Annotated in this window: 24 protein-coding genes and 1 pseudogene; 13 read left to right on the top strand and 12 right to left on the bottom strand. The window is 57.1% G+C overall.

Going from position 1 to position 26,686, the window contains the following annotated elements; translation table 11 throughout:
• Positions 1 to 238: 238 nt before the first annotated feature.
• The 4 genes from C8N45_RS19880 to C8N45_RS19865 form a co-directional block, all read right to left on the bottom strand.
• A complete protein-coding gene (locus C8N45_RS19880; RefSeq protein WP_108388249.1) occupies positions 239 to 1,477 on the bottom strand; it encodes an ABC transporter permease in 1,239 nt (412 codons plus the stop codon).
• The gene (locus C8N45_RS19875) at positions 1,474 to 2,235 is read right to left on the bottom strand and encodes an ABC transporter ATP-binding protein (RefSeq protein WP_108388247.1); all 762 of its coding nucleotides are present in this window, start codon (positions 2,233 to 2,235) and stop codon (positions 1,474 to 1,476) included. Before C8N45_RS19875 ends, C8N45_RS19880 begins: the two co-directional genes overlap by 4 nt.
• The gene (locus tag C8N45_RS19870; protein WP_114427865.1) at positions 2,225 to 3,574 is read right to left on the bottom strand and encodes an efflux RND transporter periplasmic adaptor subunit; all 1,350 of its coding nucleotides are present in this window, start codon (positions 3,572 to 3,574) and stop codon (positions 2,225 to 2,227) included. Before C8N45_RS19870 ends, C8N45_RS19875 begins: the two co-directional genes overlap by 11 nt.
• A gap of 160 nt (positions 3,575 to 3,734) precedes the next feature.
• Positions 3,735 to 4,298 (bottom strand): helix-turn-helix transcriptional regulator, encoded by a 564-nt coding sequence (locus C8N45_RS19865; protein ID WP_133176020.1) that lies wholly within the window; start codon positions 4,296 to 4,298, stop codon positions 3,735 to 3,737.
• 653 nt (positions 4,299 to 4,951) lie between these two features.
• On the opposite strand from C8N45_RS19865, the gene C8N45_RS19860 reads away from it, so the two are divergent.
• Genes C8N45_RS19860 through C8N45_RS19840 form a run of 5 tightly spaced genes read left to right on the top strand, consistent with a single transcriptional unit; the run spans position 4,952 to position 9,462 of the window.
• Positions 4,952 to 6,082: an ABC transporter substrate-binding protein gene (locus C8N45_RS19860; RefSeq protein ID WP_108388241.1), complete on the top strand. Its 1,131-nt coding sequence runs from the start codon at positions 4,952 to 4,954 to the stop codon at positions 6,080 to 6,082.
• A 51-nt stretch (positions 6,083 to 6,133) separates the two neighbouring features.
• On the top strand, positions 6,134 to 7,054 hold the full coding sequence (locus C8N45_RS19855) for a branched-chain amino acid ABC transporter permease (RefSeq protein ID WP_108388240.1): 921 nt from the start codon (positions 6,134 to 6,136) through the stop codon (positions 7,052 to 7,054).
• Positions 7,051 to 8,037: a branched-chain amino acid ABC transporter permease gene (locus C8N45_RS19850; RefSeq protein WP_108388238.1), complete on the top strand. Its 987-nt coding sequence runs from the start codon at positions 7,051 to 7,053 to the stop codon at positions 8,035 to 8,037. The genes C8N45_RS19855 and C8N45_RS19850 overlap by 4 nt, the downstream gene beginning before the upstream one ends.
• Positions 8,030 to 8,779 carry an ABC transporter ATP-binding protein gene (locus C8N45_RS19845; protein ID WP_108388236.1) on the top strand — a complete coding sequence of 250 codons (750 nt, stop codon included), beginning with the start codon at positions 8,030 to 8,032 and terminating at the stop codon, positions 8,777 to 8,779. Before C8N45_RS19850 ends, C8N45_RS19845 begins: the two co-directional genes overlap by 8 nt.
• On the top strand, positions 8,776 to 9,462 hold the full coding sequence (locus tag C8N45_RS19840) for an ABC transporter ATP-binding protein (RefSeq protein WP_108388234.1): 687 nt from the start codon (positions 8,776 to 8,778) through the stop codon (positions 9,460 to 9,462). Before C8N45_RS19845 ends, C8N45_RS19840 begins: the two co-directional genes overlap by 4 nt.
• 296 nt (positions 9,463 to 9,758) lie before the next feature.
• Here the strand turns inward: C8N45_RS19840 and C8N45_RS19835 are convergent, their stop codons facing one another.
• Genes C8N45_RS19835 through C8N45_RS19820 form a run of 4 tightly spaced genes read right to left on the bottom strand, consistent with a single transcriptional unit; the run spans position 9,759 to position 12,856 of the window.
• Positions 9,759 to 10,595: an amidohydrolase family protein gene (locus C8N45_RS19835; RefSeq protein ID WP_108388232.1), complete on the bottom strand. Its 837-nt coding sequence runs from the start codon at positions 10,593 to 10,595 to the stop codon at positions 9,759 to 9,761.
• Positions 10,592 to 11,023, bottom strand: a complete 432-nt coding sequence (locus tag C8N45_RS19830) for an RbsD/FucU family protein (protein ID WP_108388229.1) — start codon at positions 11,021 to 11,023, stop codon at positions 10,592 to 10,594. Before C8N45_RS19830 ends, C8N45_RS19835 begins: the two co-directional genes overlap by 4 nt.
• Complete coding sequence (locus C8N45_RS19825) at positions 11,013 to 12,062, bottom strand: aldo/keto reductase (RefSeq protein WP_108388227.1); 1,050 nt, start codon at positions 12,060 to 12,062, stop codon at positions 11,013 to 11,015. Before C8N45_RS19825 ends, C8N45_RS19830 begins: the two co-directional genes overlap by 11 nt.
• 11 nt (positions 12,063 to 12,073) lie before the next feature.
• On the bottom strand, positions 12,074 to 12,856 hold the full coding sequence (locus C8N45_RS19820) for a GntR family transcriptional regulator (protein ID WP_245882771.1): 783 nt from the start codon (positions 12,854 to 12,856) through the stop codon (positions 12,074 to 12,076).
• 17 nt (positions 12,857 to 12,873) lie between these two features.
• Between C8N45_RS19820 and C8N45_RS19815 the strand changes: the two genes are divergently transcribed.
• The 6 genes and pseudogenes from C8N45_RS19815 to C8N45_RS23810 form a co-directional block, all read left to right on the top strand.
• Entirely contained in the window at positions 12,874 to 14,397 is a 1,524-nt protein-coding gene (locus C8N45_RS19815; RefSeq protein WP_108388223.1) for a D-arabinonate dehydratase, read from the top strand.
• A 16-nt stretch (positions 14,398 to 14,413) separates the two neighbouring features.
• Complete coding sequence (locus C8N45_RS19810) at positions 14,414 to 14,881, top strand: SDR family oxidoreductase (RefSeq protein WP_108388221.1); 468 nt, start codon at positions 14,414 to 14,416, stop codon at positions 14,879 to 14,881.
• Positions 14,882 to 14,912: 31 nt separating this feature from the next.
• Positions 14,913 to 16,439 (top strand): sugar ABC transporter ATP-binding protein, encoded by a 1,527-nt coding sequence (locus C8N45_RS19805; RefSeq protein WP_211095484.1) that lies wholly within the window; start codon positions 14,913 to 14,915, stop codon positions 16,437 to 16,439.
• Positions 16,436 to 17,443: an ABC transporter permease gene (locus C8N45_RS19800; RefSeq protein ID WP_108388217.1), complete on the top strand. Its 1,008-nt coding sequence runs from the start codon at positions 16,436 to 16,438 to the stop codon at positions 17,441 to 17,443. Before C8N45_RS19805 ends, C8N45_RS19800 begins: the two co-directional genes overlap by 4 nt.
• Positions 17,444 to 17,507: 64 nt before the next feature.
• A complete protein-coding gene (locus tag C8N45_RS19795; protein WP_108388215.1) occupies positions 17,508 to 18,455 on the top strand; it encodes an ABC transporter substrate-binding protein in 948 nt (315 codons plus the stop codon).
• Between the two features lie 262 nt (positions 18,456 to 18,717).
• Positions 18,718 to 18,923: pseudogene (locus tag C8N45_RS23810) on the top strand (integrase core domain-containing protein); the annotation flags it as partial.
• Between the two features lie 472 nt (positions 18,924 to 19,395).
• Here the strand turns inward: C8N45_RS23810 and C8N45_RS19785 are convergent.
• The 4 genes from C8N45_RS19785 to C8N45_RS19770 all read right to left on the bottom strand — a co-directional run bounded on the left by C8N45_RS19785 (position 19,396) and on the right by C8N45_RS19770 (position 23,956).
• Positions 19,396 to 20,532 carry an ABC transporter permease gene (locus C8N45_RS19785; RefSeq protein WP_108388212.1) on the bottom strand — a complete coding sequence of 379 codons (1,137 nt, stop codon included), beginning with the start codon at positions 20,530 to 20,532 and terminating at the stop codon, positions 19,396 to 19,398.
• Positions 20,529 to 21,449, bottom strand: a complete 921-nt coding sequence (locus C8N45_RS19780; protein ID WP_108388210.1) for an ABC transporter ATP-binding protein — start codon at positions 21,447 to 21,449, stop codon at positions 20,529 to 20,531. Before C8N45_RS19780 ends, C8N45_RS19785 begins: the two co-directional genes overlap by 4 nt.
• Positions 21,446 to 22,423, bottom strand: coding sequence for an HlyD family secretion protein (locus C8N45_RS19775; RefSeq protein WP_108388208.1), 978 nt, complete (start codon positions 22,421 to 22,423; stop codon positions 21,446 to 21,448). Before C8N45_RS19775 ends, C8N45_RS19780 begins: the two co-directional genes overlap by 4 nt.
• A gap of 249 nt (positions 22,424 to 22,672) precedes the next feature.
• Positions 22,673 to 23,956, bottom strand: coding sequence for an acetylornithine deacetylase/succinyl-diaminopimelate desuccinylase family protein (locus tag C8N45_RS19770; RefSeq protein ID WP_108388206.1), 1,284 nt, complete (start codon positions 23,954 to 23,956; stop codon positions 22,673 to 22,675).
• A gap of 46 nt (positions 23,957 to 24,002) precedes the next feature.
• Between C8N45_RS19770 and C8N45_RS19765 the strand changes: the two genes are divergently transcribed.
• Both C8N45_RS19765 and C8N45_RS19760 read left to right on the top strand, forming a co-directional pair.
• Positions 24,003 to 25,997: a hydantoinase/oxoprolinase N-terminal domain-containing protein gene (locus C8N45_RS19765; protein WP_108388204.1), complete on the top strand. Its 1,995-nt coding sequence runs from the start codon at positions 24,003 to 24,005 to the stop codon at positions 25,995 to 25,997.
• A 75-nt stretch (positions 25,998 to 26,072) separates the two neighbouring features.
• Positions 26,073 to 26,681 carry a CDP-alcohol phosphatidyltransferase family protein gene (locus C8N45_RS19760; RefSeq protein ID WP_108388202.1) on the top strand — a complete coding sequence of 203 codons (609 nt, stop codon included), beginning with the start codon at positions 26,073 to 26,075 and terminating at the stop codon, positions 26,679 to 26,681.
• Positions 26,682 to 26,686 lie beyond the last annotated feature (5 nt).

Below are 26,686 nucleotides of genomic sequence, written 5' to 3'. Positions count from 1 at the left end.
ACAACGCTTCTGTCTGCCGCGGGACGTGTTCGATTTGGTCTGACAGCAACCACCATTCAACCTGATTAACCGTAATATCTTGCGCGCTGACAGTATTGGCATCAACAATGCTGCTGCGCGTGCGTTCAAGCTCAATTCCTTGCCGGTCACAGCAGGCCCGAGCGTTTGTTGTTGGCGGGGCAGTTCTGCGCCCATTGGCTTTTGGACGTTGAATAAGGGCCGCCTTAGGGCTTTGACCCTAATTGCTCCTCAGGCAATCGATCGGGTTGGACCGTGCCGCAATGCGGGCAGGGTAGTAGCCGAAAAATACCCCCGTTATCCCAGCAAACAGTATCGCCATCACCATCGCGGCGGGGGAGAGAAATGCCGGCCAGCCAGCCAACCCAGCGAGCAGGGCAGTGCCGAAAATACCGACGATCAGGCCCACAGCACCACCCAACAGACAGACCACCAGTGCTTCAACCAAAAACTGCATACGGATATGCCTGCGCCGGGCCCCAACTGCCAGCCGCAAACCAATCTCGCGCCGTCGCTCAGCCACTGAGACCAGCATGATGTTCATGATGCTGATCCCTCCCACCACGAGCGAGACCGATGCCACGGAGGCCAGGAGCCACGACAGTACCCGGGTCGAGGCCGTTTGGGCAGCCATTGTCGCGGCCGGGTCCGTAACACGAAAATCGTCCGACTGCGCAGGCCTGAGCCCGTGCCGCTGACGCAGCAGCCAAGCGATCTGCTGTTCGGCGATAGGCATCATCTCATGCGAAGACGCCTTCACAAGAATGTAGTCGACCGCCTCGCGATCAATCTGATTTGCGCCCCCCATGAGCCGCTGCCGCGCTGTCGAAATCGGCAGGAACACGATGTCGTCCTGATCCCGCCCTGTGCCAGTTGGGCCTTTTTCCGATAGAACACCAATCACTGTCATTGGCGCATTCGCAATTCGTACCGATTGGCCGACCGGGTTTTCGTCTTTGTTAAACAATTGCGTGGCGATCGTCTTCCCGATCAGGATCACTTTTGCACCGGCCAACGTTTCTTCGTCTGTAAAATATCGCCCTTCTGCGAGCGCCCATTCCCGTATGAAAAAATAATCACCCGTCGTTCCATTTACCGTGGTGCGCCAGTTTTGGTTGCCGGACACTATCTGGAAAACGCCCCTGACAGATGGTGCTGCGGCGGCGACAGTGGGAAGTGCGGAAGCAATGGCCTCTGCGTCGCCCTGTGTCAGTGATTGTCCCGTTCCTGCCTCTTGGCGAACGCCTTGGTCACTTGCTTCGCCAGGCAGTACCATCAGCACATAGGCCCCAAGTGAGCGGATCTGTTCCACAACCATTGCGCGCGCTCCCGATCCGAGGGCCACCATGATGACAACGGATGCCACTCCGACAATGATGCCGAGCATTGTCAGCGCGGATCGCATACGATTTGACGCGATGGAGCGGATGGCGATGCGCAAGATATCAGAGATGTTCATTCCGCTGCTTTCCTCACTTGATCAGTCAGCAAGAAAGGTTCGGCGTCGACCGCGACCTTATGATGTGAAGGCGCGCATAATTTCCCATCGAAGAGCCGAATGGTGCGTTCGGCATGCTGGGCCACTGACTCGTCGTGCGTGACGAGGACGACAGTTGTGCCTTGTCTGATCATCTCTTTTAATAAAGACATCACGTTCGCACCTGTCCGCGTGTCGAGCGCGCCGGTCGGCTCATCGGCGAGTACAAGCGCTGGTCTTGATACCATGGCACGCGCAATCGAAACGCGCTGCTGCTCGCCACCGGACAGCTGGTTCGGCCAATGTTCAGAGCGGTCGGCCAGACCCACAGCGGCCAACATGCGTCGTGCCCTTTCAACCCTTTCGCCGCGCCCTACACGGGCATAGATCAAAGGAAGCTCGACATTTTCTATCGCCGTCAGGCGCGGAAGGAGATTATAGGATTGGAAGACAAATCCCATACGGCTGTTGCGTATGGCCGCCTGTTCGTCGGGCTTGAGCCGGGTGACGTTCTGGCCCTCGAAGCAAAGTCGCCCACCGGACGGCGTGTCCAATAGTCCAAGAAGATTCATAAGTGTTGTCTTGCCCGAGCCGGACGGCCCCATGATAGCGACAAACTCTCCGGCACGAATCTTCAGTGAGACACCTTTGAGCACGGGTAACCTACCTGCTTCAGAAAAATAGTCTTTTTGAAGACCATTGGCCTCAATGAGAGGCGCAAAGAGTTCCCTAGAAGCCAATCCTGATCCCGAGAAACCATCTCTCGGCCTCCTGTTGAAACGCGTTGGTGATCACCTGTTCTCCGGGCGTCAGAGAAGCATCCAGAATTGCAGCATATGTACGGTCATTTGCGCCGATTTCGACCTCCACGGGGCGGGGGTCTCCGTTATCGTTGAGGACCCATACGGTGCCCTCTTGGGGGTAATTTCCGGATTGGCTGGCGATGTTGTCGGGCATGAAATCAAGCGCTGCGCGCGGAATTTTCACGAGTGGCTCGCTCTCCATAACGAGCAGACGGATATTTGCAGTCATACCGGGAAGCAGGAGCTGCCCGGTGTTCTGTGTTCCGATAATGACTGTATAGGTGACGACATTCTGCACTGCCTCGGGTGCCTTCCGAACCAGTTTGACCGTGCCTTCAAACGTGCGATCCGGGAAGGCGTCGACCGTGAAACTGGCAGACTGCCCAGGCTTGACCTTGCCAATGTCCGTTTCGTCGATGCGCGCGTGGATTTCCATTTCGGTGAGGTCTTGTGCGATGGTAAAGAGTGTTGGTGCCTCCAGGCTTGCTGCAACGGTTTGGCCTTGCGAAACATCTCTTCCAATTACAATACCGTTGATGGGTGACCGGATAACCGTTCTATCAAGCTCGATCTCGGCCAGATTCAGCAGTGCCTCCTTTTGGGGTATGTTAGCCAGAGCACGCATGAGATCGGCTTTCTGCCGGCGGACGTCGGCCTTGCTGACTTTAACCGCAATCGCATGGGCTTCTACAATTGCCAGTGCTTCTTCCAGTCCAGCTGCCTCTACTTTCAATTCAAGTTCAGCCTGTTCGAATTCTTCAGAGGTGATCAGGTTTCGAGTTTCGAGAGTACGCATGCGCTCCAGCGCGGCGGTGGCTGCGTCAAACCGGGCCTGCGCACCGGCCAGACGTGCTGTGAGAACTTCAAGATCAGCGTGGGCGTCTTCAAGCTGTGCCTGCGCACGATTGAGCTCCGCCTCCTTCACCGCAGCATTTGCGCGCGCCATTTGCAGGGCAGCATCGGCTTCGGCGTGACGCGCGAGGTACGCACCCGGATCAAGGTGCGCCACAGGTTGACCACTTGTAACCGGGTCATTGAAATCAACGAGCAGTTCGGCGATCCGCCCCGACAGCTGAGACCCCACTTCGACGGTCACAACGGCATTTAAGGAACCGGTCGCAGTGATTGTTTCGTTGAGTGTTCCCTCAACCACCGGACTCGTCATATATGTCGTCTTTGCTTTTGGCTGACTTGAATACTCACGATAGCCTACTGCCACAATCGCAATGAAGAAAACGGCTATCAGAATTCGGAGGATGGTTTTCAACACGTTCACTACAGCCTTTCCAACTTTCGTAGATTGTCCCCACTTGTTTTCGGTTTGGTTTCAGGGTGCATCACCCTTGCTCATATGACTTTCTGCGCCTTGCCTTTTGGGCATTCCGTAAAAAACCGGGATTTCAATATATGTCGCTACTGCCAAGCGTTCGCGACGCTTAAATCTCCTCCTGGTTCAATAGGGCGATGAGTTCACCTTGACGATGCGTGTCGGTTTTTTGAAAGATCGAGCGCAAATGGCTGCGACCCGTCCAGACGGATATGGCCAGCAGTTCAGAAGCCTCCCTAACACTCTTTCCACACGCCAAAAGGTCGGCAAAATCCGCTTCGGTCGTTGTCAGCCCATAGACCCGGCGCATCCGCGACTTGCGCGAATTACGTGGGCTGGACACTTCGCGAACGGAAATCATGAATCGTGCCCCTCCGATCAGCGCACCCAAATCGCGCGGCAGGTGCATCGCTTCCACAAGCATCGATCTTCCGTCTTTTGTTTTCGCGATCACGGGCGGCGGCAGCAGTGACTGATTATCACCGTTCGACTTCCGGCATGCCCTCAGCATCGTGTTGATCTTCTCGTCAACCTGCCTCTGGCCTATGGTGATTTTGTGGCAGGCAATACGCAACTTCGCCGAAGAGTCGCGATGTCCCGGCGGATCAATACTGATGAACTCGCCATCTGAGTCTAGGGCGATCATCAAGTTATGTTTCTCCTGAAAGAACATGACCGCCTCCTTGACCAGACCAATCAATACTTTTGATGAACCGAAACCTTCAATGGCTGGCTGCCATTACACGGGATGCGCTGTGGGCGCTCATTGATTTTTCTCAATGGGAGCGAGCAGGTCCGGCACTCTTCAGCATCAGTGAGACGCTGCCGTTGCATGGCTATGGGTGACGGTTCTCTTTGGATAGCCGTGTCCGGTCGAACTCGGTCAGAAGGACCGACAACAAAGACAAGGTTATGGAAGCGGATTTAAGAAGCGTGGCTGAACCGGCGGCTCAGACCAATGGAACCGAAAGCTCTGGCCAGGATCAAATCATCGCTACTATACCAAGGTTCTCGACATAATCGAACAGGGCGCCAACAACCCAGAGTGCGATGCCGAAGCTGACAAGTTTTCTGTTTGGTATGCGCTGTCCAAGTCAGCAGACCGTGGCAAACATGATTGAAAAAGGGCCGCTTGGCCGTGGTTGCTCGTGCGCGATCTTCGCGAGCCGCGCAGCATAATGATTGGCGATTGTGGCTGCCTTTGGTGGTCGGAAAGATTGCGACAGAACCCTTCAAAAATGCGCTCGCATGGATCATGACGTTGCGCATTGGCTGAAACTCCGTTCTATTCCGGAAAACAGGTCAGATCGACAGGGGAGAAATAGTATGAACAGATTTATGGTAGCCGTCACAGCGGCCACACTTGCAGCAACAACCGTTGCCGCAGACGTCAAGGTCGGCATGATCACGACGCTTTCGGGAGGCGGGGCAGGCCTTGGGATCGATGTGCGGGATGGCTTTATGCTTGCAATCGCGCAATCCGGTCGTGACGATATCGAAGTTGTGATCGAGGATGACCAGCGCAAACCGGATATCGCCGTTCAGCTGTCCGACAAAATGATCCAGTCAGAGCGTGTCGATGTCATGACCGGCATCATTTGGTCAAACCTAGCGATGGCCGTCGTGCCTGCTGCTGTAAACCAGAATGTGTTCTATCTATCGCCGAACGCCGGTCCATCTCCCTTGGCTGGGAAAGGGTGCCATCAGAACTATTTCAATGTGGCTTGGCAGAACGACAACCTGCATGAAGCGGCGGGCGCTCACGCAAACAGCGCCGGTTACACAAACAGCTTTATCCTTGCGCCAAACTACCCTGCGGGGACCGATGCGCTGACCGGCTATAAGCGCTTCTTTGAGGGCGAATTGGCCGGTGAGATTTATACGCAGCTTGGCCAAACCGATTATGCTGCCGAAATTGCGCAAATCCGTGCGAGCGACGCGGATAGTGTGTTCTTCTTCCTGCCCGGCGGCATGGGAATTTCCTTCCTCAAGCAATATGCGGACAGCGGGATCGATCTGCCGGTGGTTGGCCCGGCCTTCAGCTTTGATCAGGGCATTTTGCAGGCCGTCGGAGACGCCGCACTTGGCGTTGTGAACACGTCGCAGTGGAACAAGGACATTGATAACCCAACTAACGCAGCTTTTGTCGAGACGTTCGAGGCCGAATATGGTCGCCTGCCGTCGCTTTATGCGAGCCAGGGTTTCGACACCGCAAACCTGCTGTTGTCTGCGCTCGACAAAGCCGAACCGTCAGACGCCGATGCGTTCCGTGATGCCCTGCGCGCGGCAGAGTTCGACAGCACACGGGGCGATTTCGCCTTTGGGCCAAACCACCATCCTGTACAAACGATCTATGCCCGTGAAGTCATCAAAGAAGGCGACATTTTTACAAACAAGATCATCGGTACAGCGCTTGAAGCGCACTCAGATGCATATGCGGCTGACTGCAAGATGTAATCTTGCCCTTGCTTGCCCCCGATGCGGGGCAAGCATCTTTTCGGAGCCTCAATGTCTTCCATTCTGATAATCGAGCAAATCCTGAACGGTTTGCAGTTCGGCGTGATGCTGTTTTTGATGGCGGCCGGGCTGACGCTGATCTTTGGCGTCATGGGGTTAATCAATCTGGCGCATGGCTCGCTCTACATGGTTGGTGCCTTTGCAACGGCGGCCGTCGCGGGGGCAACAGGGTCTTTCCTTCTGGGTCTCATTGCCGCCATGGTGGCCGCGGCCCTTGCCGGGGCGATCATCGAGATGGTGGTGATCCGACGGCTTTATAAGGCACCGCATCTGGATCAGGTGTTGGCAACCTTTGCGCTGATCCTGATCTTCTCAGAAGGAACACGCTGGCTCTTCGGGTCTTTTCCTTTGTTTTTGGATATACCGGACGTCATCTCTGGCCCCGTGACCTTGCCCGGCGGTATCGCTTATCCGATTTATCGCCTGACCTTGATCGCGGTTGGCCTAGCCGTCGCTATCGGACTTTGGCTGTTGATCGAGCGCACACGCATCGGCATCCAAATTCGCGCAGGCGAGAATGACCGCGAGATGATCGCGGCGCTTGGCGTCGATATCTCCAAACTTTATACGTTGGTATTTGCCCTTGGGGCCGCACTTGCCGGTCTTGCCGGTGGGCTTGTCGGGGCAATCCAATCTGTACAGATCGGCATGGGTGAGCCTGTCTTGATTCTGGCCTTCGTGGTCATCGTGATTGGCGGCATTGGTTCAGTGCGCGGGGCCTTTGTCGGTGCGCTGCTTGTCGGGCTGACAGATACGCTTGGCGGGGTCTTTCTGCCCGAATTTTTCAAGCTTTTCATGGAAACGGGCGCTGCCCAGAAAACAGGGTCGGCCATTTCGTCGATGAGCGTCTATGTCCTGATGGGTATCGTATTGATCTGGCGGCCCACGGGTCTGTTCGGTGCGCGGTCATGAAGGTGGATGAACGCGTCTGCAATGCCCTTGTGTTGTTTGGGATGCTGGCCCTTCCCCTGTGGGCGCTTGCCCAGGACGAGCCGTTCACGATCACCCTGGTGACGCGCGCCGTCATTCTTGCTTTGGCGGCTGTCGGGTTGAATATTGTCCTTGGGTTTGGCGGGATGGTCAGCTTTGGCCATGCGATGTTCTTTGGCATTGGTGGTTATGCGATGGGTATCCTTGCGTACCATGCCCAGACCTATATGCCGTTGGACTTGGGCCTGTTCACCTTTGAAGGCACGAAATCGATGCCTGTCATTTGGCTCGTCGCGATGGTTGTTTCCGCGATGATTGCATTGCTCGTCGGGTTGTTGTCCCTACGCACAAGCGGGGTTTATTTCATTATGATTACTTTGGCCTTTGGCCAGATGTTTTTTTACTTCGCAATCTCATGGGCCGCCTATGGCGGCGAAGACGGCCTGTCGATCTATGTCAGAAATGACTTCCCGGGCCTCAACACACTGGTGCCGATCCAGTTTTTCGGGGTTTGCTTTGCTATTCTATGCGTGGTGCTTTTCCTTGTCGCCAGACTACGGGCATCGCCCTTTGGGCTTGCGCTGAACGCTGCACGTCAATCAGGTGTTCGGGTTGAAACGATGGGGCTTGATCCAATGCGGATCAAGCTTGTGGCATTCATTCTTTCCGGGGCAATTACCGGTCTTGCCGGTGCGCTGTTTGCTGATCTTAACCGGTTCGTGTCACCGTCCATGTTCAGCTGGCAGCTATCGGGTGAACTGATCGTTCTGATCATTATCGGCGGCGTCGGGCGGTTGATGGGGCCGGTGATTGGCGCCTGTGTTTTCGTCGCACTTGAACATGCTTTGGGCGGGCTGACAGATTTCTGGCACATCTATCTGGGCGTGATCCTGCTGTGCATTGTGCTGTTTGCGCGCGGTGGTCTGATTGGCCTGTTGACCGGCAAGGAAAGTGCGCATGTCTGACGCTGTTCTGGCCACGCAAAACCTTGTGAAAACCTTTGGCGCGTTGAAAGCGACAGACGACGTGTCAATTGATCTGCGTCCGGGCGAAATTCACGCTGTGATCGGGCCCAACGGGGCCGGCAAATCAACGTTGATCCAACAAATTTGCGGTGGCCTGAAACCCGATGCAGGCAGGGTTTTTCTGAACGGGCAGGATGTATCGCACCATGACACACGGGCGCGGGCGCAGGCGGGTCTGGGGCGCACCTTTCAAGTCTCTGCGCTTTGCATGGAAGACACGGTTTTGGAAAACGCTGTCCTTGGGGCGATCGGGGCGAACCGGGCCGTCTGGCGGTTCTGGGCCTCTGCTTTAAAGACCCGGGAATTGACAGATCGCGCCAAGGCAGCCCTTGAACGCGTGGGGCTTTCTGAACATCATCAAACCCGTTGTGGTAATCTCAGCCACGGAGAACGGCGCCAGTTGGAAGTTGGTATCGCCCTGACCCTTTCGCCGCGTGCTTTCATCATGGACGAACCCATGGCGGGCCTTGGGGCTGGCGGTTCAAAGAAATTGACCGAATTGCTGGATGGAATGCGTGCGCAAGCCCCGATCTTGTTGGTCGAGCATGATATGGATGCGGTTTTTGCACTGGCAGACCGGATAAGCGTCCTCGTCTATGGCAAGATCATTGCGTCGGGGTCGATCGATGACATCAAAAACAGCGACGTCGTGCGCGAAGCCTATCTGGGCCAAGAGGCATGAGCTTTCTGACACTTGATCAGCTCACGGCATCCTACGGTGTCAGTCAGGCGCTGTTTGGCGTCGATTTGACAATCGCGGAAGGTGAAGTCGTTGCACTCATGGGGCGCAACGGAATGGGCAAGAGCACAACGGTGAAGGCCATTTGCCGGATGATCAAGTCGCATGGCCGGATGGTTTTTGACGGGCATGATTTGCAGCAATTGCCCAGCCACAAAGTCGCTCGTCTGGGGGTTGGCCTGGTGCCGGAAGGGCGCCGTTGCTTTGCAGATCTGACGGTCCGCGAGAACCTGCTTGCTGTTCGCCGCGCCGGCGATTGGACATTTGAAACGGTCACCCAATTGTTCCCACGCTTGGGCGAACGTGAAAATCAACGCGCTGCATCCCTGTCCGGAGGAGAGCAACAGATGCTTGCTATAGCGCGGGCCTTGATGACCAATCCACGGCTATTGATCCTTGATGAAGCAACAGAAGGCCTTGCCCCGATCATTCGACAAGAGATTTGGGCGGCCATTCAACGGCTCAAATCCGAAACCGGGGTTGCGATATTGCTGATCGACAAATCGTTGAAAGAGCTGGCCAGCGTCGCTGACCGCGTCGTCATTCTGGAACGCGGCAAAACCGTTTGGCACGGGAACTTCACTGACTTGTCCGAGGGTGTCAGCGAACGCTACTTGGGCGTCTGAATATCCTGATATCTAACGGTGACCGAGTGGAACCGACCGACCATCTTTGGAAAAAGTGTATTTTGGCTGCCTATGGTCTGGGGGCCGTCGCTCGCGGCCATCCTGATCCGCAATCGAGAAAAGCATCTGATGGATATGTTGAGCCGGCAGTTGGGGTCTCGACAGTGCCGGTATCCGCTCGGGTTCTTTTCTCGCACCGCTCGCACTCTTGCTGATACTGTGTCCGTTCGCTGCGGAGGGGACAGAAACACTTGGCGTCGGCCTTATGGTTGCGATGACCTTGTTTAGGCGCAGGATTAATGGGGCCTGACCGCGGGAAGCCGGTACAAATCAACGGCGTTTGCTCCAAAGACTCTGGCTCTGGCATTCTCATTCGGGATCATAGACCGGGCAATGTCCAACCAGGTCGGATAATTCGCCGCAGTCAATAGGACTGGCCAGTCGCTACCCCAGACCAGCCTGTGCGAACCAAATTGGTCAAGCACATGTGCGATGTAGGGGGACAGATCGGACATCGTCCACGCGCTACCCGCCTCGGTCAGAAGACCCGACATTTTGCAGTACGCCCGACTTTCTTTTGCGATGATGGCAATATCGTTGGCCCAATCATCAAATTGCCCCCCTGAAATCTCGGGCTTGGCTGCGTGGTCTATCACGGTCCGTAAATTCGGATGGCGGGACAAAAGGCGTCTAAGTCTAGGCAGGTGGCGCGGTAGCACAAGCGCGTCAAATGCCAGGTCAGCTTGGATCATCGCCTCGAAAGCAGGGGTCAGGTCAGGACCAAGCATCCAATCATCATTGGCGATATCTTGGATCATCGGCCGCAGGCCAACCAGCTTGGGGTGTCGCGCAAGCCGCGCGATGTCTTCTGCGGCTGATGCGGCGGAAAAATCGATCCAGCCGACAACGCCCAAAACGAAAGGAGTATTGTCGGCAATATCCAAAAGGAACTTGGTTTCGGCAAGCGTGGGTGCCGCTTGCACCAAGATCGTCCCCTCAATGCCATTTTGCTGCAAATGCGGTGCCAAATCGTCTGGCATGAAATCGCGGTAGAGCGGTTCAAGATCAGGTGTCAGCCAGCCATAATCACCACGTTCAATTTGCCAGAAATGCTGATGCCCATCGACAATCATATGCCGATCACCCCTTTCTTCAGAATGATATTGCCGTAAAGCCGCTGCTCGCCTGTCTGAATGATGGCAAATGCATTCTTGGCGCGTTCATAAAATGCGAAACGTTCCAACTTGGCCAAAGTGGCCGGATTATCCGCAATCGCAGTTGTGATCATTTGGAACTCTGCCACGATTGACGGCGTCATGTCAGGATTATCTACGACTTCCATAACCAACGCGGGGTCTTGTACAAAATTGTCCAGCGGCATGACTCGCAGCACCGCGTCCAAAACTTCGGTAGCGCTGACACCATCCAAGCGGTGACAGCGGCTGCCGAGTGCTGTTGCAGGAAAGTTGGCGTCCGCGATGACGATGTCATCCCCGTGACCCATCGCACGAAGACTTTGAAGCAGATCGGGTGACAGGATTGGCGGGATATTACGCAGCATGATTGGGCTCCTTCGGGGTGGGTGCATCTGTGCGGATCAGGCCTTCGGTCTTGAGGTCCGACCATAACGCCTCTGGAATAGGGGTTTCAAAAATAGCGACGTTTTGCCGAACTTCATCCGCGTTGGATGCCCCCGGGATGACAGTTTTCACGGCCTCATGGCCAAGTGGGAATTGCAGCGCAGCCGCAATGAGCGGGGTGTCATGGGTCGCGCAGACTTCACTCAGCTTGCGGACCCTTTGCATGATTTTTTCCGGCGCAGGCGTATAGTCAAAGTGCGCGCCTTCAACGGCACCGGTCGCCAGAATACCTGAGTTATAGGGGCCGCCCAGAATGATCCCGACATCGCGTTTGATGCATAGCGGCAGAAAACTATCCAGAGGATCCTGCTCAAGCAACGTATAGCGCCCCGCGAGCAGAAAGCCGTCAAAATCCGCTTCGCCCAGCAGCCGTTCGCAAATCTGCCATGTGTTGACGCCTGCGCCGATCGCTGAAATCCTGCCTGCCTCCCGCAGTTCAGTCAGAGCGCGATAGCCGCCTTGAGAAAAAAGTTCCCGCAGGTTCTTGTCTTCGAACGCCTGACCGTTGGAGCCTGCATCAATGTCATGGAGAAGCAGCATGTCGATCTGTTCGGACTTCAGCCGTGCGATGCTATCCTCATAGCTGCGCATGATCCCCTCATAGGTGAAATCAAAGACGATCCGTTTTTGCGGCACATCAACAAAGGCTTCCGGCGTAACGTCTTCGGGTGCGCAGTCTACCAGAACGCGGCCAACTTTCGTGGACAGTATCATGGCGTCGCCGTCAAATCTGGTCAGGGCCTCAGAGAACCGCATCTCGGACCTGCCCAGACCGTATTGCGGAGCGGTATCAAAGTAGCGGATGCCCGCGTCCCACGCGGCGTCAAGCGTGGCTTGCGCATCGCTGTCTTCAATCTTGCGATACAGATTTCCCAGTGGCGCGCCGCCAAAGCCAAGCTGCGTCAACGCAACAGGGACCTTGGTGCGCCGGTTCAAATGGTTTGTCTTGGCAAGTTTCATGGTCCCTCGTATCAAGTTGTACGGAAATACTCTGGATGTTCGCGTTCCAAAGGCACAATGCGCTGTATCAGCTGGCGAAGATGCTGTGCCATCGCACGACGCGCAGCCGCCGCATCTTTGGCCTCAATTGCTTTGAGAATTTCTTGGTGTTCGGATACTGCTTGGGCCGGACGGCCCGGCTGAGGTAGCATCAACTTGCGCGCGCGGCGCAGCTGCAATGTCATTTCTTCCGCCACAAGGTTTACCTTGGGAAACCCGGTAAAGCTCAGGATAAGCTCGTGAAATTCCAGGTCTGCTTCGAAGAAGCCTTGGAAATCTTCATCCTCGACAAGCAAGGCCTGAAAACGCAGGTTCCGTGACAGCCGCGTGAGTTGATTACCGGTGCGATCTGTTGCAACGCGGGCCACAGCGGCGACCTCGACTGCTTCCCGCAAGAAGTTTTCCTCTAGCAACTCGGCCATGGAGAACTGCGAAACGCGGGTCGCGGACTGCGGAATGATATCAACCAGCCCGTCCGATGATAGCCTGCCCAAAGCTTCGGCGATGGGCGAGCGAGAGACACCCAATTGTTCACAAAGCGCACCTTTGCGCAGAATGGCTCCTGGCTTCAGCACCATTTCGAGAATGTTGGTACGTAATACCGAATAGACACGCTGCCCAAGCGGGCCGTCCAAACCGTTAATATCAAACGTATGGTCTACATGGGGCATTCTGTCATCCTTCAACTGACATGTTAATTGACACATGGTGCAAGTCAAGCTAGTCATCATGTTAATGGACAGATCCACTGTCATCCAGAGGAATGCGTAAAATGAGTCATCTGCCCCGTGTGATAACCCTTAATGCGCAGGACAATGTCGCTATTGCACTGGCGGACATCGGCCCGGGTGAATTTGGTGCAGAGGGTGGCATCAGGCTGTTGCAGTCCATCAAGCGCGGTCACAAGTTTGCCATCGCGCCGATCAAAGCGGGCCAGAACGTTGTGCGCTATGGTCAGATTATCGGGCAGGCAACAACCGACATCGCTATTGGCGAACATGTGCATGTGCAAAACCTTGGCATGGGTGAACATGCTCAGAATTACGCGCACGCGAGCGAGACAGTTTCGCTGGGCACGGCTGTCGAGCGCAGAACATTTGACGGCTATCACCGCGCCGATGGCCGTGTTGGCACGCGCAATTACCTTGGCATCCTGACATCCGTGAATTGTTCCGGCTCGGTCGCGAAATTCATTGCGGAAGCGGCCGAAAAAACCGGCCTGCTGAACGACTTCCCGAATATCGACGGCATCGTTCCCATCACACACGGCACGGGTTGCGGCATGTCAGGCGAGAACGAAGGTTATGACACTTTGTTCCGTACGCTGTCCGGATACGCCCAACATCCCAACTTTGGCGGCATTTTGTTGATAGGGCTCGGTTGCGAGGTCATGCAGGTTTCTGCCCTTGTCGGCGGTCGCCCGATACGCGCCGATGGTGCGCTGCGATATATGACGATCCAGAATGAAGGTGGCACCCGCAAGACCATTGAAAAAGGTCTCTCGGAATTGCGCGCAATTGCTGAACTGGCCAATGCCGCCACACGTAAACCGGCCCCTGCGTCAGAGTTGATGGTCGGTATGCAATGCGGCGGCTCGGATGGCTATTCCGGCATCACGGCCAACCCCGCGCTGGGCGCTGCCTCTGATCTGGTCGTGCGTCACGGAGGGACGACTATCCTGTCGGAGACCTCTGAAATTTATGGTGCAGAACACCTGCTGACCCGACGCGCGGTATCTGTTGAAATTGGCGAAAAGCTGATCGACCGTGTGCGTTGGTGGGAAGATTACACCGCGCGAAACAAAGGTGAGATGGACAATAACCCGAGTCCAGGCAACAAGCGTGGCGGGTTGACCACGATCCTTGAAAAGTCCCTCGGCGCAGTGGCGAAAAGTGGCAGTGCACCTTTGACCGAAGTCTATTTGTTTGGCGAGAAAATTGACAGAAAGGGCTTTGTCTTTATGGACAGCCCCGGATTTGATCCATGTTCGGTTACGGGTCAAATTGCATCAGGTGCGAACTTGATCGTCTTTACGACCGGGCGCGGCTCGGTTTCCGGATATATGCCGACGCCTTGCATCAAGATCGCCACCAATTCTGAAATGTACGCCCGCATGTCCGACGACATGGACATCAACTGCGGCGACATCATCAGCGAAGGGGTCAGTTTGGCTGACAAGGGACAGGAAATTTTCGAGATGTTCCTTCGTGTGGCCTCTGGCGAACAGACCAAGAGTGAAGATCTCGGCTTTGGCGGGGTTGAATTCGTGCCATGGCAAATTGGCGCGGTGATGTGATCATGGGGGTGGCAATATGACACTCAAGAACAAAACAATCCCGACTACCGCAGCTGGTCAAGGCATCGGTGCCGCGAGTGCGCTTGCTTGTGCGGCTGCGGACGCTCACGTTGGCGCCACCGATGTCAATGGCGATCGTCTGGCCGGGCTGCATGACCTTGACGGGTTGTTCAACCGCACTGCCTATGGCGCAACAAAGGCGGCGGTGATCGGTTTGACCAAAGCGATTGCAGCGGACTTTGTGGCACAGAACTTGCTGTGCAACGCCTTGTGCCCCGGCACGATCAACACTCCCACCCTGCAAAGCCGCATCACGTATGCACCTGATCCGGTTCACGCCGAAAAAGACTTTATCGCGCGGCAGCCGACAGGGCGGCTGGCGACTGTTGACGATATGACGCCAACCGACGTGCATCTCTGGTCTGGCGGAAGCCGCTTCGTCACCGGACAAGCTGTCTTGGTTGATGGCGGCTGCACGATATAGCAACGCGAGACGGCTTGGGAGGGCAAATCACTTGACGCATCTGGTTGAGATGAAAGGGATCGAGAAACGCTTTCCAGGCGTGCACGCGCTTAAAGCGGTGCAATTCGATCTAAAACCCGGAGAAGTTCACGCCCTCATGGGCGAGAATGGCGCAGGCAAATCGACACTCATGAAAATCATGTCCGGCATCTATGCCCGCGATGGCGGAGAGATGTTTGTGGATGGCAACCCTGTCTCCCCCGATAGCCCTCGTGCAGCACAGGATCTTGGTATCGGTATCATTCATCAGGAGCTCAGCTTGATGAATGACCTGACGGCTGCGCAAAACGTTCTTATCGGACGCGAACCGCGTCGCAGTTTCGGTCGGCTGGACGAAGCCGCATTGAATGCAAAAACCGCTGAAATTTTTGCGTCGCTCAATCTGTCGATGGACCCGCGCACGCAGGTCAGCACGCAAACCATCGCCCGCCAACAGCTGATCGAAATCGCCAAGGCGCTATCGTACAATCCGCGCGTATTGATCATGGATGAGCCGACAGCCGCCCTGAACGACACCGAAATCTCTGAGCTGTTCAAGGTTATCGCCAAGCTTCGCGCGGACGGCGTCGGCATTGTCTATATCAGCCACCGGATGGACGAGATCAAACGCATCGCCGACCGCGTCACGATCCTGCGCGACGGAGCCTATATCGACACGGTCGGGGCCGCAGAGACCCCTCTTGCGACAATCATCCAATTGATGGTCGGCCGCGAAGTAACGCAAAGCGCTCCGGTCATTCCAGACACCTCTCAAAATCCGGTCGCGTTGGAAGTCCGCCATCTGTCGCGCGGAAAAGAGGTGCGCGACGTCAGCTTTGATTTGCGTAAGGGAGAGATCCTAGGCTTTGCTGGGCTCATGGGCGCAGGCCGTACCGAGGTCGCGCGCATTATCTTTGGCGCTGACCCGCGCGATAGCGGAGAGATTCTGGTGGATGGGAAGCCCGTCAATATCCGCACACCGCACGCTGCTGTCGAGGCAGGGATCGGATATCTTTCAGAGGACCGCAAACACTTTGGCCTTGCCGTCGATATGACCGTGCGCGCCAATATTGCGATGGCCTGTATGGCGCAATTTACCAGTCGCGCAGGCGTCTTGAACGAGACAGCGATGAAGGACATTGCAGACAAATATATCGGCCAACTGGGCATCCGCACACCATCCGACGTGCAGCAGGTGCGATTGCTATCGGGTGGCAACCAGCAAAAAGTCGTGATTGCCAAATGGCTTCTGCGCGATTGCGACGTGCTGATCTTCGACGAGCCGACGCGCGGCATCGACGTCGGTGCGAAATCCGAAATTTACGCATTGCTAGAAGACCTCGCAGCGCAAGGGCGTGCAATCATCGTGATCTCGTCCGAATTGCCCGAAGTCATGCGTCTTGGCCACCGCATTGCAGTCATGTGCGAAGGCCGTCTGACCGCTATTTTGCCGGGTGGCGCAGACGTAACACAAGAACAGATCATGGAGTATGCCACGCAGCGCGACACCGCGTCGCGTTTCTCGGAGGAAGTATTATGACCACGACAACAGTAGATGTGCCAAAGTCTACCCTTTCTCGGATCATTGCGGCGGGCACACACCAAAGGGTCTTGGCATTCGCCAGCCTGATCATTCTCTTGATCGGTTTCTCCATTGCATCCCCCAACTTTATGCAAACGTCCAATATGCTTGCCATTTTGCAGGCAACCTCGGTGAACGGCGTACTGGCGATCGCAGTCACGCTGGTCATCATCACTGGTGGCATCGATCTTTCGGTTGGCACTATGATGACGTTCTGCGCAGTCATAACCGGGGTCGTTTTGACCTATGCCGGCATGCCAATGATTTTCGGCATTATCGCCGCTGTGCTAACGGGTGCGATCTGTGGCGCGTGTTCGGGCACATTCGTGGCAAAAATGGCCATTCCGCCTTTCATTGCGACACTTGGCATGATGCTGATCCTGAAAGGGTTGAGCCTTGTGATTTCGGGCACGCGCCCGATCTATTTCAATGACACCCCGGGGTTCAGCGAGATTTCTCGCGGCTCGCTTATTGGAGAAGTCATGCCGGCCCTGCCAATTCCGAATGGCGTGCTGATCCTGTTCATCGTCGCTGCCGTAGCAGCCTATATCCTGAACCGCACAGTGCTTGGGCGCTACTGCTTTGCGCTCGGGTCGAACGAAGAATCCGTGCGACTGTCGGGTGTAAACACGGACCGCTGGAAGATTGCGATCTACGCACTCGCAGGCGCAATCGTTGGCATCGCAGGCCTGTTGATCGCTTCGCGACTGAACTCTGCGCAACCGGCTCTCGGCCTTGGTTACGAACTGGAGGCGATTGCAGCGGTGGTCATTGGCGGCACCTCGCTGTCAGGCGGACGCGGCACGATCCTTGGCTCTCTGATCGGGGCGTTGATCATGGCCGTTCTTACCAACGGACTGCGCGTGATGTCTGTCGCGCAAGAATGGCAAACCGTCGTCACAGGCGCGATCATCATTCTGGCGGTCTATGCCGACATGATGCGCCGCAAAAAATCGAGTTAACCAACCAAGACCAAATGGCTCGGGATGAGATTTGAGCCTCAACGACAACTCAGGAGGAACCATCATGTTGTCACGTCGTACCCTTGTAGGCGCAATGAGCGCGTCAATCGTATTGGCATCTGCGCCTGCCGCATTTGCACAGGATGAAATCTATATTCCGCTTATCTCCAAAGGCTTTCAGCACCAGTTCTGGCAGGCCGTAAAAGCCGGTGCGGATCAGGCAGCAGACGAATACGGTGTTCGTATCACGTTTGAAGGACCCGACAACGAAACAATGGTTGATCGCCAGATCGACATGCTCGCCGCTGCTCTGGCCAACAAGCCGGCTGCAATCGGATTTGCAGCGCTTGACAGTCAGGCAGCCATCCCGCTGCTGCGCCAGGCTGCCGATGCCGGAATTCCAGTCGTCGCATTTGACAGCGGTGTCGATAGTGACATCCCTGTCGCAACAGCTACAACCGATAATGTTGCGGCGGCAGCACTTGCCGCAGACAAAATGGCCGAATTCCTGGGCGGGGAAGGTAAGGTCGCTGTTGTTGCTCACGACCAAACCAGCCGGACAGGTATCGACCGTCGCGATGGGTTCTTGAACCAGATGGCATCCGCTTATCCAAAAATCGAAATTGTCAGCGTCCAGTATGGCGCAGGCGACCAGCTGCAATCCACCGAAGTTGCGAAAGCAATCCTGACAGCCAACCCTGATCTGGGGGGCATGTTCGGTACCAACGAAGGCTCTGCCATCGGGGTCGTGAACGCTGTGCGTGAAATGGGCAGTGAGGGTGTAACCATCATCGGCTACGATTCCGGCAAGGCGCAGACTGACGCGATCCGCGAGGGCCTTATGGCGGGTGCGATCACGCAGAACCCGGTTGGTATTGGCTATGAGACCGTGAAAGCAGCGGTTGCAGCCATGAACGGTGAAGAACTGCCTGCGATCATCGACACCGGCTTCTACTACTACGATCAGTCCAACATCGATGATGCCGAAATTCAGGCCGTACTTTACGATTAATCTGAATTGTGTCGCGGCTCACGCCCTCTTGGGCCGCGACATTTCCCTTTGTTATTCTGGGGGCACCTCTGAAATTGTCGCGCTGTGGCCCTAGGGGCGAAGAAAATCCGGCTGTCCGGACGATAAGGGTCGCGTGCGCGATCTGTCGCCCACGTCTGTGATATCGTGGGCGGCGGGCACCATCGGCTCGCGTTTGGCCAGTTTCCGGAGGTTCTGGTCGGCAGGTCAACCTCATCAGAAAGTGCCGCGCAACCTCAGGCCCAAACCGGGTCACCCATGGACCAGCGGTCAGGTCAAGAGGATGAACCGCACGATCAAGGATACCACGGTCAACGGGAACGCCACGACAGCCACGAGCAGCTTCGAAGGCACATTGCGGGCTACTTGGATGCCTACAACTTTGCATGTCGCTTGAAGACACTCAGCGGTCTCACGCCTTACGACTACATCTGCAAAATCTGGACATGAGAGCCAGATCGATCCACCGGACGCCGGGACCGAACAGCTGGTCCGCTCGGTCGGCACCTATTCCTAGTTCTTGAATAGCGCGGAACTGACCGTTGCCGGGTTGAGGCATAAAACGTGCCCCTGATTACTCTTGATACGGCAGATCAAATCACGGAGTTAACGCTCGACGAAGCGAGGGGCATTTTTGTCATGGAATGAGGGCAACAGGTTAGCCCGGTGGACAGGCCGTTCCTCGACATCAGGTAGCGGCCGCTAGATGCGAAACATGTGACCGCGTCCAGGGGGCGTACGGGAGCTACTGGCCACGCGCGATTTGCACTGGTGTCGATGACCGATCGCACTAGGCAATGCACAATCGCAGCGCGGCGTCACATCGGCACACCCGCAGGAGGGAAAAGAAATTCGGTCGGCTCAAATCAGCGGGACAGGCGCAGATGTCTCTGTCCGTCCGTGATCAAAGCGCACGCAACGGCTAATCCAGTGTTCGGCGGAAACGGGCAAGGGCGAGAAGTGCAAAGAAGACAACGAAAAGCCCAAGTGCCAACATGGAGGCCTGAACGTCGGCGTATCCCGAACCTTTCAGCATTACGGCGCGGATAACGCGCAGAAAATGGGTGAGCGGCAGCAATTCACCAATCCATTGGGCCCAGACGGGCATGCCGCGAAACGGAAACATGAACCCCGACAGCAGCAGCGAGGGAAGAAAGTAAAAGAAGGTAAGCTGCATCGCCTGCATTTGGGTGCGGGCGAACGTCGAAATCGAATAGCCAAGCAGTACCAGAGCCAGCACGAATACAAGGACACCCATCAGGATCAGGCCCAGACCCCCGACGAAGGGGATCTGGAACAAAAGCTTTGCAGCGCCCAGCACCACGATCACTTGCACCGCCCCGACACCGAGATAGGGCAGCACTTTTCCCAGCATGATTTCCATTGCTGTTGCCGGCATCGCGAGCAGGTTTTCCATGGTTCCGCGTTCGGTTTCGCGGGTCAGGGCCATGGACGTCATCATCACCATGGTCATCTGCAGGATGACGCCAAGAAGGCCGGGAACGATGTTGTATTGCGAGATGCCATCCGGGTTGTAGCGGCGATGCACAATGACGTTCAGGTGGGTGCGAGGGTTTGCATCATCCCGGGACGCAATTCTCATTTCATGCAGCAGGGCCTCTGATGCGACGGTGCCCAGCGTAGAAATCGCGCCCGAAGCCACGGCCGGATCGGTCGCGTCGGCCTCGATTAACAGTGTTGGCCGGTCTCCCCGATCAACGCGACGGCCGAAATCCGAAGGGATTGTCACGACAAACGAGACGTCACCGCTTGCGATCAGCCGCTCTGCCTCGCTCGCGCTGACGCCCGGATAGACAAAACGGTAATAGCCCGTCAGTTCCAGCGCGCTGACAATGGCGCGGGAATAGTGATCCTGTGTCGGCGCGACCAGCGCTGCCGGAAGCTCCGTGGGGTCGTTGTTGATGGCAAAGCCGAACAGGATCAATTGCATCAGTGGCACGCCCAGCATCATAGCGAACGTGACCTTGTCGCGACGCATCTGAATCACTTCTTTCTTCCAAAGTGCCGCGAGGCGGCGCAAGGAAAAAAAGCGTCTCATCGCGCACCGCCCTCACCATTGGTCATAAAACTGATAAAGGCGTCTTCCAGCGTTGTGTCCCCGATCTGCGCATGTACACCGGTTGTGCGGGCAACCGCACGAACGCTGCGTTCAAGGGCTGACGCATCGCGCCCGACGACATGCAACGTTTTCCCGAAATGCGTGATCTCGTCGACACCGGGCTTGCCAGATAGCAAATGTGCGGCATCCGATAGATGCGGCCCATCGACAATCCACGTGGTCAGCCGGGACTCAGCAATGACTTCGGCCACCGAGCCCGAAGCCACAAGCTTGCCTTGGGAAATATAGTTGACCCTGTGGCAGCGCTCTGCCTCGTCCATGTAATGTGTCGAAACCAGCACGGTTAAGCCGTTTTCGGTGCGCAGGTGGATTTCATCCCAGAACTCGCGCCGCGCCTTGGGGTCAACCCCTGCGGTCGGTTCGTCCAGCAAAAGAAGTTTCGGGTTGTGCATCACACAGGAGGCCAAAGCGACCCGCTGTTTCCACCCGCCCGATAACGTGCCGGCCAGTTGATCCCGTCGCGCGGTCAGCCCGAGGTCGGCCAGCGCGTCGCGCACGTATCGGCGCGCCGGGCGTAACCCGTACAGGCCTGCAACAAAGTCCAGGTTTTCCGCAATCGTCAGATCTTCATAGAGCGAAAATCGCTGCGTCATGTAGCCGATTTCGCGCTTGATCTTGTGACGCTGACGCAGGTCATAGCCCAGAACCGTGCCGCCGCCCCCGTCAGGGATCAACAGACCGCACATCACCCGGATCGTGGTCGTCTTGCCCGACCCGTTGGGCCCGAGAAAACCGGCAATTTCGCCATGTTCGACCCGCATCGAAACGTGGTCGACCACTGTTTTGCCATCGAATTTTTTGACGAGGCCGGAAACGTCAACGGCAGCACCCGTCATGGTTCCGGCTCATGCAGAACGGCATCGACGATCTGCCCGGGCTTCAAAATGCTGCGCCCGCCGTCCGGCCCCCAATTTGGCCCCCGATCAGGCCGTGCTTCGACCATGAAAACCAGCTTCTGCCGGTTCTCGAGAGAGTAAATCACCGGCGGCGTGAATTCAGGTTCGTCGGCGATGTAGTTGACCGTGGCGCTGGCGCCGTCGCCGCAGCCATCGCAATTGATCCGCATTTTGGTGCCAACCTCGATACCGGCAACCGCAGCTTCGGGAATGAAAAGCCGCACAAGAACGGCGCCATCTGGCAGAAGCGACAGGACCGGAGCCTGAGGTCCGGCAATTTCACCGACGTTACGCAGGATTTCAGTGACCCGGCCATCCGCCGGCGCATAGAGTGTCCGTTGGCCAAGCTGCCAGCTGGCGGCTTCAACCCGGGCCTTGGCCTGTGCGACTTCAGCCTCGGCGGCGTCGATCTCGTGGGCGCGGGCCGGAAGGCGCGCAACGGCAAGGCTGGCACGTACTTCCGAAACGTGCGAGTTCGCTACCTCCAGACGGCTTTGCACCTCTTCGAGCTGCGCCAGCGGCACCACGCCGCGGTCGACCAGACTGGAAATACGCACCTCTTCGCGCGCGATTTCCTCGGCCTGGGCCCGGGCGGACACCAGATTGGCCTCAATGACCCGGATTTCCTCGGCGCGTCGGCCTTCGCTCATATTAGCCAGCCGCGCCTGCGCCGCGCTTAACGCGGCCTTGGCTTCGGCAAGCGCGATAGCGGCGTCACGATGTTCAAGTTGCACCAGTATGTCGCCTTTCGCAACTTCGTCACCCCGGCGTAGCGTCATTTGCGCGACCTGTGCCGTGGCAACGGGAGCAATCAGCAAGTACTCGCCTTCAACGTAGCCCGTCGCGAGTGGCAGCTCCTGAATGCAGCTCGCGAAAAATGCAGAGACAATTGGAATTGCACAAACGAAACTCATGAGTCTCCTCCGATATGTGCAGCAGTTTTCATGTCTCTACAGCCTGCCGGACTGTGGCTGTTGTGTCGAGCGAATGTAAAACAAATCTTGGGGTCGCCTTGCATTCGGCGGGCAACAGGCACCCGAATGATGTGTGTCCGACGCACAAGTCCGGGGGTCTGCACGAACGTTCAGCGAACTCGGCAAGAGGGTGTCTGCGCTACCCGCCGCATGCGCATCCTATCACTTTTGGCGCCTGACCCTAACGATTTAAGTCTGGAAAATCTGCGCGAGTGACCTTGCCATGACGGTGGCGCTATCAAGCATATCGTCCACCCCGATATATTCATCGGGCTTGTGGGCCAGTTCCAGAATCCCTGGCCCGTAGGCGATACAGTTCTTCAGCTTGCCAATCCGGTCGATGTGTTTCTGGTCATAGGTGCCGGGGGATGCCACGAATTGCGCGGGTGCGCCCAGCACCTTTTCGATCTGGTCGGCGACGACCTGCACCACGGGTGCCTCGCGATCTGTCATTGAGGGCAGGACCATGTTGATTTCGCGCAGATCATAGTCGAACTTATCGCGCTTTGCTTTCACCCCTTCCAGCAATGCGGTCACTTCATCGCGCACCTGATCGATGGATTCCTCGGCCAGAAACCGGCGGTCAATGACAATCCGGCAGCTATCGGGCACGCAATGGGCGGGCAGGCCGGTGTAATCGTCGGCCTGTTCGGGCTGGCCCCCGTGAATCGAGTTGATGTTCATGGTGGATGACCGCGCGCCTTCGGGCACCACGGGCATATCCGTGGTACGCTGGGCCATGGCCGGGAAAAGCTTGTCTTCGAACTCGGTCAGCACCGCGCCCATATGACGCACGGCGCAGTCACCCAGAAAGGGCATGGAGCCATGGGCGATCTCGCCGAAGGTTTCAATTTCGGCCCACCAGCCGCCGCGATGGCCAAGGCACACCCGGTCCTTGTTCAGCGGTTCGGGGATGATCACATGCTGCACGCGGGTGGGGTCGAAATAGCCCTGCTCGGCGAGATAGGCAACGCCGCCATAGCCGCCGGATTCTTCATCCGCAGTGCCGGAGATTTCAATCGCACCGTGGAAATCCGGAAATCTGTCGATAAAGGCTTCGGCAGCGATGATCGATGCGGCCAGCCCGCCCTTCATATCGCAAGCCCCGCGCCCGTAGATCTTGCCGTCGATCAGTTCGCCGCCAAACGGGTCTTTGGTCCAGCCGCTGCCGACCTCGACCACGTCGATATGGCTGTTGAAATGCACGCAATCGCCCCGATGGCCGCCTTCGCGCCGGGCAACGATGTTCCAGCGTGGGTATTTTTCACTGTCCCCCGGCGTGCCATGTGCGCGGATCAGTTCGGTGCTGAACCCGTGTTTTGATAGGCGCTTGTCCAGATAATCGCAGATGTCGCGGTAAAACGCCCCCGGCGGATTGAGGGTCGGAATGCGGATCAGGTCTTGGGTCAGCCCGATCAGGTCGTCCCGTCTGTCATGAATTGTCGCAATCAGTGCAGTTAAGTCTTGTCCCATGGGGTGACTATTGGGCAAATGCGGGGTGGCCGCAATGGAGAGTTGAATGGCATTCCTTTTGGGCGTCGATACCGGCGGCACCTATACCGATGCCGTGATCCTTGATGATGTGACCGACAGGATCGTGGCCAGTGCCAAGGCGCTGACATCGCGCCCTGACCTCGCTTTGGGCGTGGGTGCAGCCATAGATGCCGCACTTGCACAGGCTGCCGTGCCGCCTGAACAGATTGCGATGGTGTCCTTGTCCACTACTCTGGCCACCAACGCGCTTGTCGAAGGACAAGGCGGCAGGGTCTGCTTGGTCGCGATTGGATTCGATGCGCCCGATCTGCGTCGTGCCGGCGTAACGGATGCGCTGGGCGATGACCCTGTGCTGCATCTGGCAGGGGGTCATGACCATGCGGGTACCCAAAAGATGCCCCTTGATCTGGCCAGATTGGAGCAGGAATTGCAGGAATTACCGACCGGGATCACCGGATTTGCCGTTGCAGGCAGCTTTGCCGCCCGCAATCCGGCGCACGAAATCGCAGCGCGTGATCTGATCCGGGCGGCAACGGTTAAACCCGTGACCTGCGGGCATGAGTTGTCGCAGGCGCTCGGTGGCCCCAAGCGCGCCCTGACCGCCGTTCTCAATGCCCGGTTGATTGGCCTGATTGATCGTCTGATTTCAGCCGTCGAAGGCCATATTGCCCGATGTGGCATTGACGCCCCTTTGATGGTGGTGCGTGGTGACGGGGCGCTGGTATCGGCTGACGTGGCCCGCACCAAACCGATTGAAACGATCCTGAGCGGGCCTGCCGCGTCGGTTGCCGGAGCCGGTTGGCTGACCGGTGCCAAGGACGCGTTTGTCAGCGATATCGGCGGCACAACAACGGACATTTGCCTCTTGCGTGACGGCAAGCCACTGATTGATCCGCAAGGGGCACGGGTCGGGCCGTACCGGACAATGGTCGAGGCCGTGGCGATGCGCACCCACGGTCTTGGCGGCGACAGCGAACTGCATTTTGACGGCGCCCTTGCGCTGGGGCCCCGCCGCCTGATGCCCATTGCTTTGTTCGCGCGGCAGTTTCCGCAACAGGCGCACAGGGCGCTTGATCTGGCGTTGGCCAAGGATGTGCCACCGATGGATGGCGGTCAATTTGTTGTGCCGGTCTGGGATGAAGCGCCCGAAGGGCTGGCCCCGCGTGAAGCCGTGATCGTTGCGCGACTGGCCGATGGGCCCTTGCGCATCGGTGACGCAGCGCCGACGCGGCTGGAGATTTCAGCCCTGCATCGTCTGGTCAGTCGCGGTTTTGTCATGCTGGCAGGGGTGACGCCATCGGATGCAGCACATGTGCTGGGGCGCCTTGATGACTGGGACGGGGCGGCAGCAGAAAAGGCGCTGACTTTGGCCGCACGGCGGCGCACAGGTGCGGGGGACAGGATTGCGGCAGATGCTCCGGCTCTTGCGCGGATGATCGTTGACCAACTCACCCGTCAGACCGTGGATTATCTCTTGCAGGCGGCCTTTGCAGAGGATGGATGGGGCGACCCCGAAACACTCGCCAGTCATCCATTGGCGATGGCCGGGCTGGACGGGACGTCGGGCCTTATCAAGGTTGATCTTGCGCTGGGCCTGCCTGTTGTGGGGTTGGGTGCATCGGCGCACAGCTACTATGGTGCGGTGGGCGACAGGCTGAAGACCCGTGTGATCGTCCCCGACCATGCAGGGGTAGCCAATGCCGTTGGTGCGGTTGTGGGGCAAGTGTCGATGCAGGCCACCGGATCGGTCACAAGCCCCGGCCCCGGTCGCTTTGTCGCGCATTTGCACAGCGGCCCGCAAGGTTTTGAAACAGCGCAAGCTGCGCTGGATGCGATGGAAAGCGCCTTGCGCAGCCAGACCAACCAGCAGGCGCAGGCATCCGGTGTCGAGGCGCCGCAGCTGCGCGCGCAGATCGACATTGCCGAAGCGCAGGTCGAAGGGCAGGCGATGTTTGTCAGTGCCGAGATCAAGGTGACTGCAAGTGGGCGGCCGCGGATCGCTGTAACAACTGATGGATAAACTCACTTTCCTGTCAGCTAAGTTGCGTCGTGAAGAGGGATCAGGCAAAAGGTCGCATCCTTTGGACCCGAACAGATGCTTGACCGTTACGCCCGTCGCCTGATTGACCCGCCGTTGAACCAGCTTGGTCACGGTTTGGCAGGGCGTGGTTTTTCCGCCAACAGCGTGACCCTGATCGGGCTGGGGCTGGGGTTGCTGGCAGCACTGACCATCGCGCTGGGCGCGCCGGTTCTGGCGCTGGTGCCGCTGCTTCTCAGCCGTTTGGCCGACGGGCTGGACGGGGCCGTTGCCCGCGCCACCCAAAAGACGGACTTTGGCGGCTATCTGGATATCGCGGCTGATTTCCTGTTTTACGGGGCGATCCCAATGGCCTTTGTGCTTGCCGATCCGGGGGCAAATGGCGCTGCTGGTGCGTTTCTTCTGACGGCGTTCTACTTTAATGGGACCAGCTTTTTGGGCTATGCCATTTTGGCCGAAAAATACGGTCACAAGACGGATGCACAGGGCCAGAAGTCGCTTTACTATTCGAATGGCATCTTGGAAGGCACGGAAACCATTGTGTTTTTCGTGGCCCTTTGCCTCTTCTCTTCCTCCTTCGCGCCGCTTGCTTGGATTTTTGGCAGCCTGTGCTTTCTGACCGCGACACTGCGGATCATGGCGGCCAAACAACTTTACACTGACTAAAGGAT

It is taken from the genome of Yoonia sediminilitoris (assembly GCF_003058085.1).
GTDB lineage: Bacteria > Pseudomonadota > Alphaproteobacteria > Rhodobacterales > Rhodobacteraceae > Yoonia > Yoonia sediminilitoris.
Note: the sequence above shows the minus strand (reverse complement) of the source record. Positions and strands in the feature narration are given on the sequence as shown.

Excerpts from the sequence above, each read along its gene's own strand:
- C8N45_RS19770 (WP_108388206.1), bottom strand. The coding sequence starts at position 23,956 with ATGGGACAAGACTTAACTGCACTGATTGCGACAATTCATGACAGACGG.
- C8N45_RS19760 (WP_108388202.1), top strand. The coding sequence starts at position 26,073 with ATGCTTGACCGTTACGCCCGTCGCCTGATTGACCCGCCGTTGAACCAG.
- C8N45_RS19815 (WP_108388223.1), top strand. The coding sequence starts at position 12,874 with ATGAGTCATCTGCCCCGTGTGATAACCCTTAATGCGCAGGACAATGTC.
- C8N45_RS19825 (WP_108388227.1), bottom strand. The coding sequence starts at position 12,062 with ATGAAACTTGCCAAGACAAACCATTTGAACCGGCGCACCAAGGTCCCT.
- C8N45_RS19845 (WP_108388236.1), top strand. The coding sequence starts at position 8,030 with ATGTCTGACGCTGTTCTGGCCACGCAAAACCTTGTGAAAACCTTTGGC.
- C8N45_RS19785 (WP_108388212.1), bottom strand. The coding sequence starts at position 20,532 with ATGAGACGCTTTTTTTCCTTGCGCCGCCTCGCGGCACTTTGGAAGAAA.
- C8N45_RS19850 (WP_108388238.1), top strand. The coding sequence starts at position 7,051 with ATGAAGGTGGATGAACGCGTCTGCAATGCCCTTGTGTTGTTTGGGATG.
- C8N45_RS19860 (WP_108388241.1), top strand. The coding sequence starts at position 4,952 with ATGAACAGATTTATGGTAGCCGTCACAGCGGCCACACTTGCAGCAACA.
- C8N45_RS19855 (WP_108388240.1), top strand. The coding sequence starts at position 6,134 with ATGTCTTCCATTCTGATAATCGAGCAAATCCTGAACGGTTTGCAGTTC.
- C8N45_RS19840 (WP_108388234.1), top strand. The coding sequence starts at position 8,776 with ATGAGCTTTCTGACACTTGATCAGCTCACGGCATCCTACGGTGTCAGT.
- C8N45_RS19800 (WP_108388217.1), top strand. The coding sequence starts at position 16,436 with ATGACCACGACAACAGTAGATGTGCCAAAGTCTACCCTTTCTCGGATC.
- C8N45_RS19830 (WP_108388229.1), bottom strand. The coding sequence starts at position 11,023 with ATGCTGCGTAATATCCCGCCAATCCTGTCACCCGATCTGCTTCAAAGT.
- C8N45_RS19775 (WP_108388208.1), bottom strand. The coding sequence starts at position 22,423 with ATGAGTTTCGTTTGTGCAATTCCAATTGTCTCTGCATTTTTCGCGAGC.
- C8N45_RS19810 (WP_108388221.1), top strand. The coding sequence starts at position 14,414 with ATGACACTCAAGAACAAAACAATCCCGACTACCGCAGCTGGTCAAGGC.
- C8N45_RS19820 (WP_245882771.1), bottom strand. The coding sequence starts at position 12,856 with ATGACAGTGGATCTGTCCATTAACATGATGACTAGCTTGACTTGCACC.
- C8N45_RS19835 (WP_108388232.1), bottom strand. The coding sequence starts at position 10,595 with ATGATTGTCGATGGGCATCAGCATTTCTGGCAAATTGAACGTGGTGAT.
- C8N45_RS19880 (WP_108388249.1), bottom strand. The coding sequence starts at position 1,477 with ATGAACATCTCTGATATCTTGCGCATCGCCATCCGCTCCATCGCGTCA.
- C8N45_RS19780 (WP_108388210.1), bottom strand. The coding sequence starts at position 21,449 with ATGACGGGTGCTGCCGTTGACGTTTCCGGCCTCGTCAAAAAATTCGAT.
- C8N45_RS19795 (WP_108388215.1), top strand. The coding sequence starts at position 17,508 with ATGTTGTCACGTCGTACCCTTGTAGGCGCAATGAGCGCGTCAATCGTA.
- C8N45_RS19765 (WP_108388204.1), top strand. The coding sequence starts at position 24,003 with ATGGCATTCCTTTTGGGCGTCGATACCGGCGGCACCTATACCGATGCC.
- C8N45_RS19865 (WP_133176020.1), bottom strand. The coding sequence starts at position 4,298 with ATGTTCTTTCAGGAGAAACATAACTTGATGATCGCCCTAGACTCAGAT.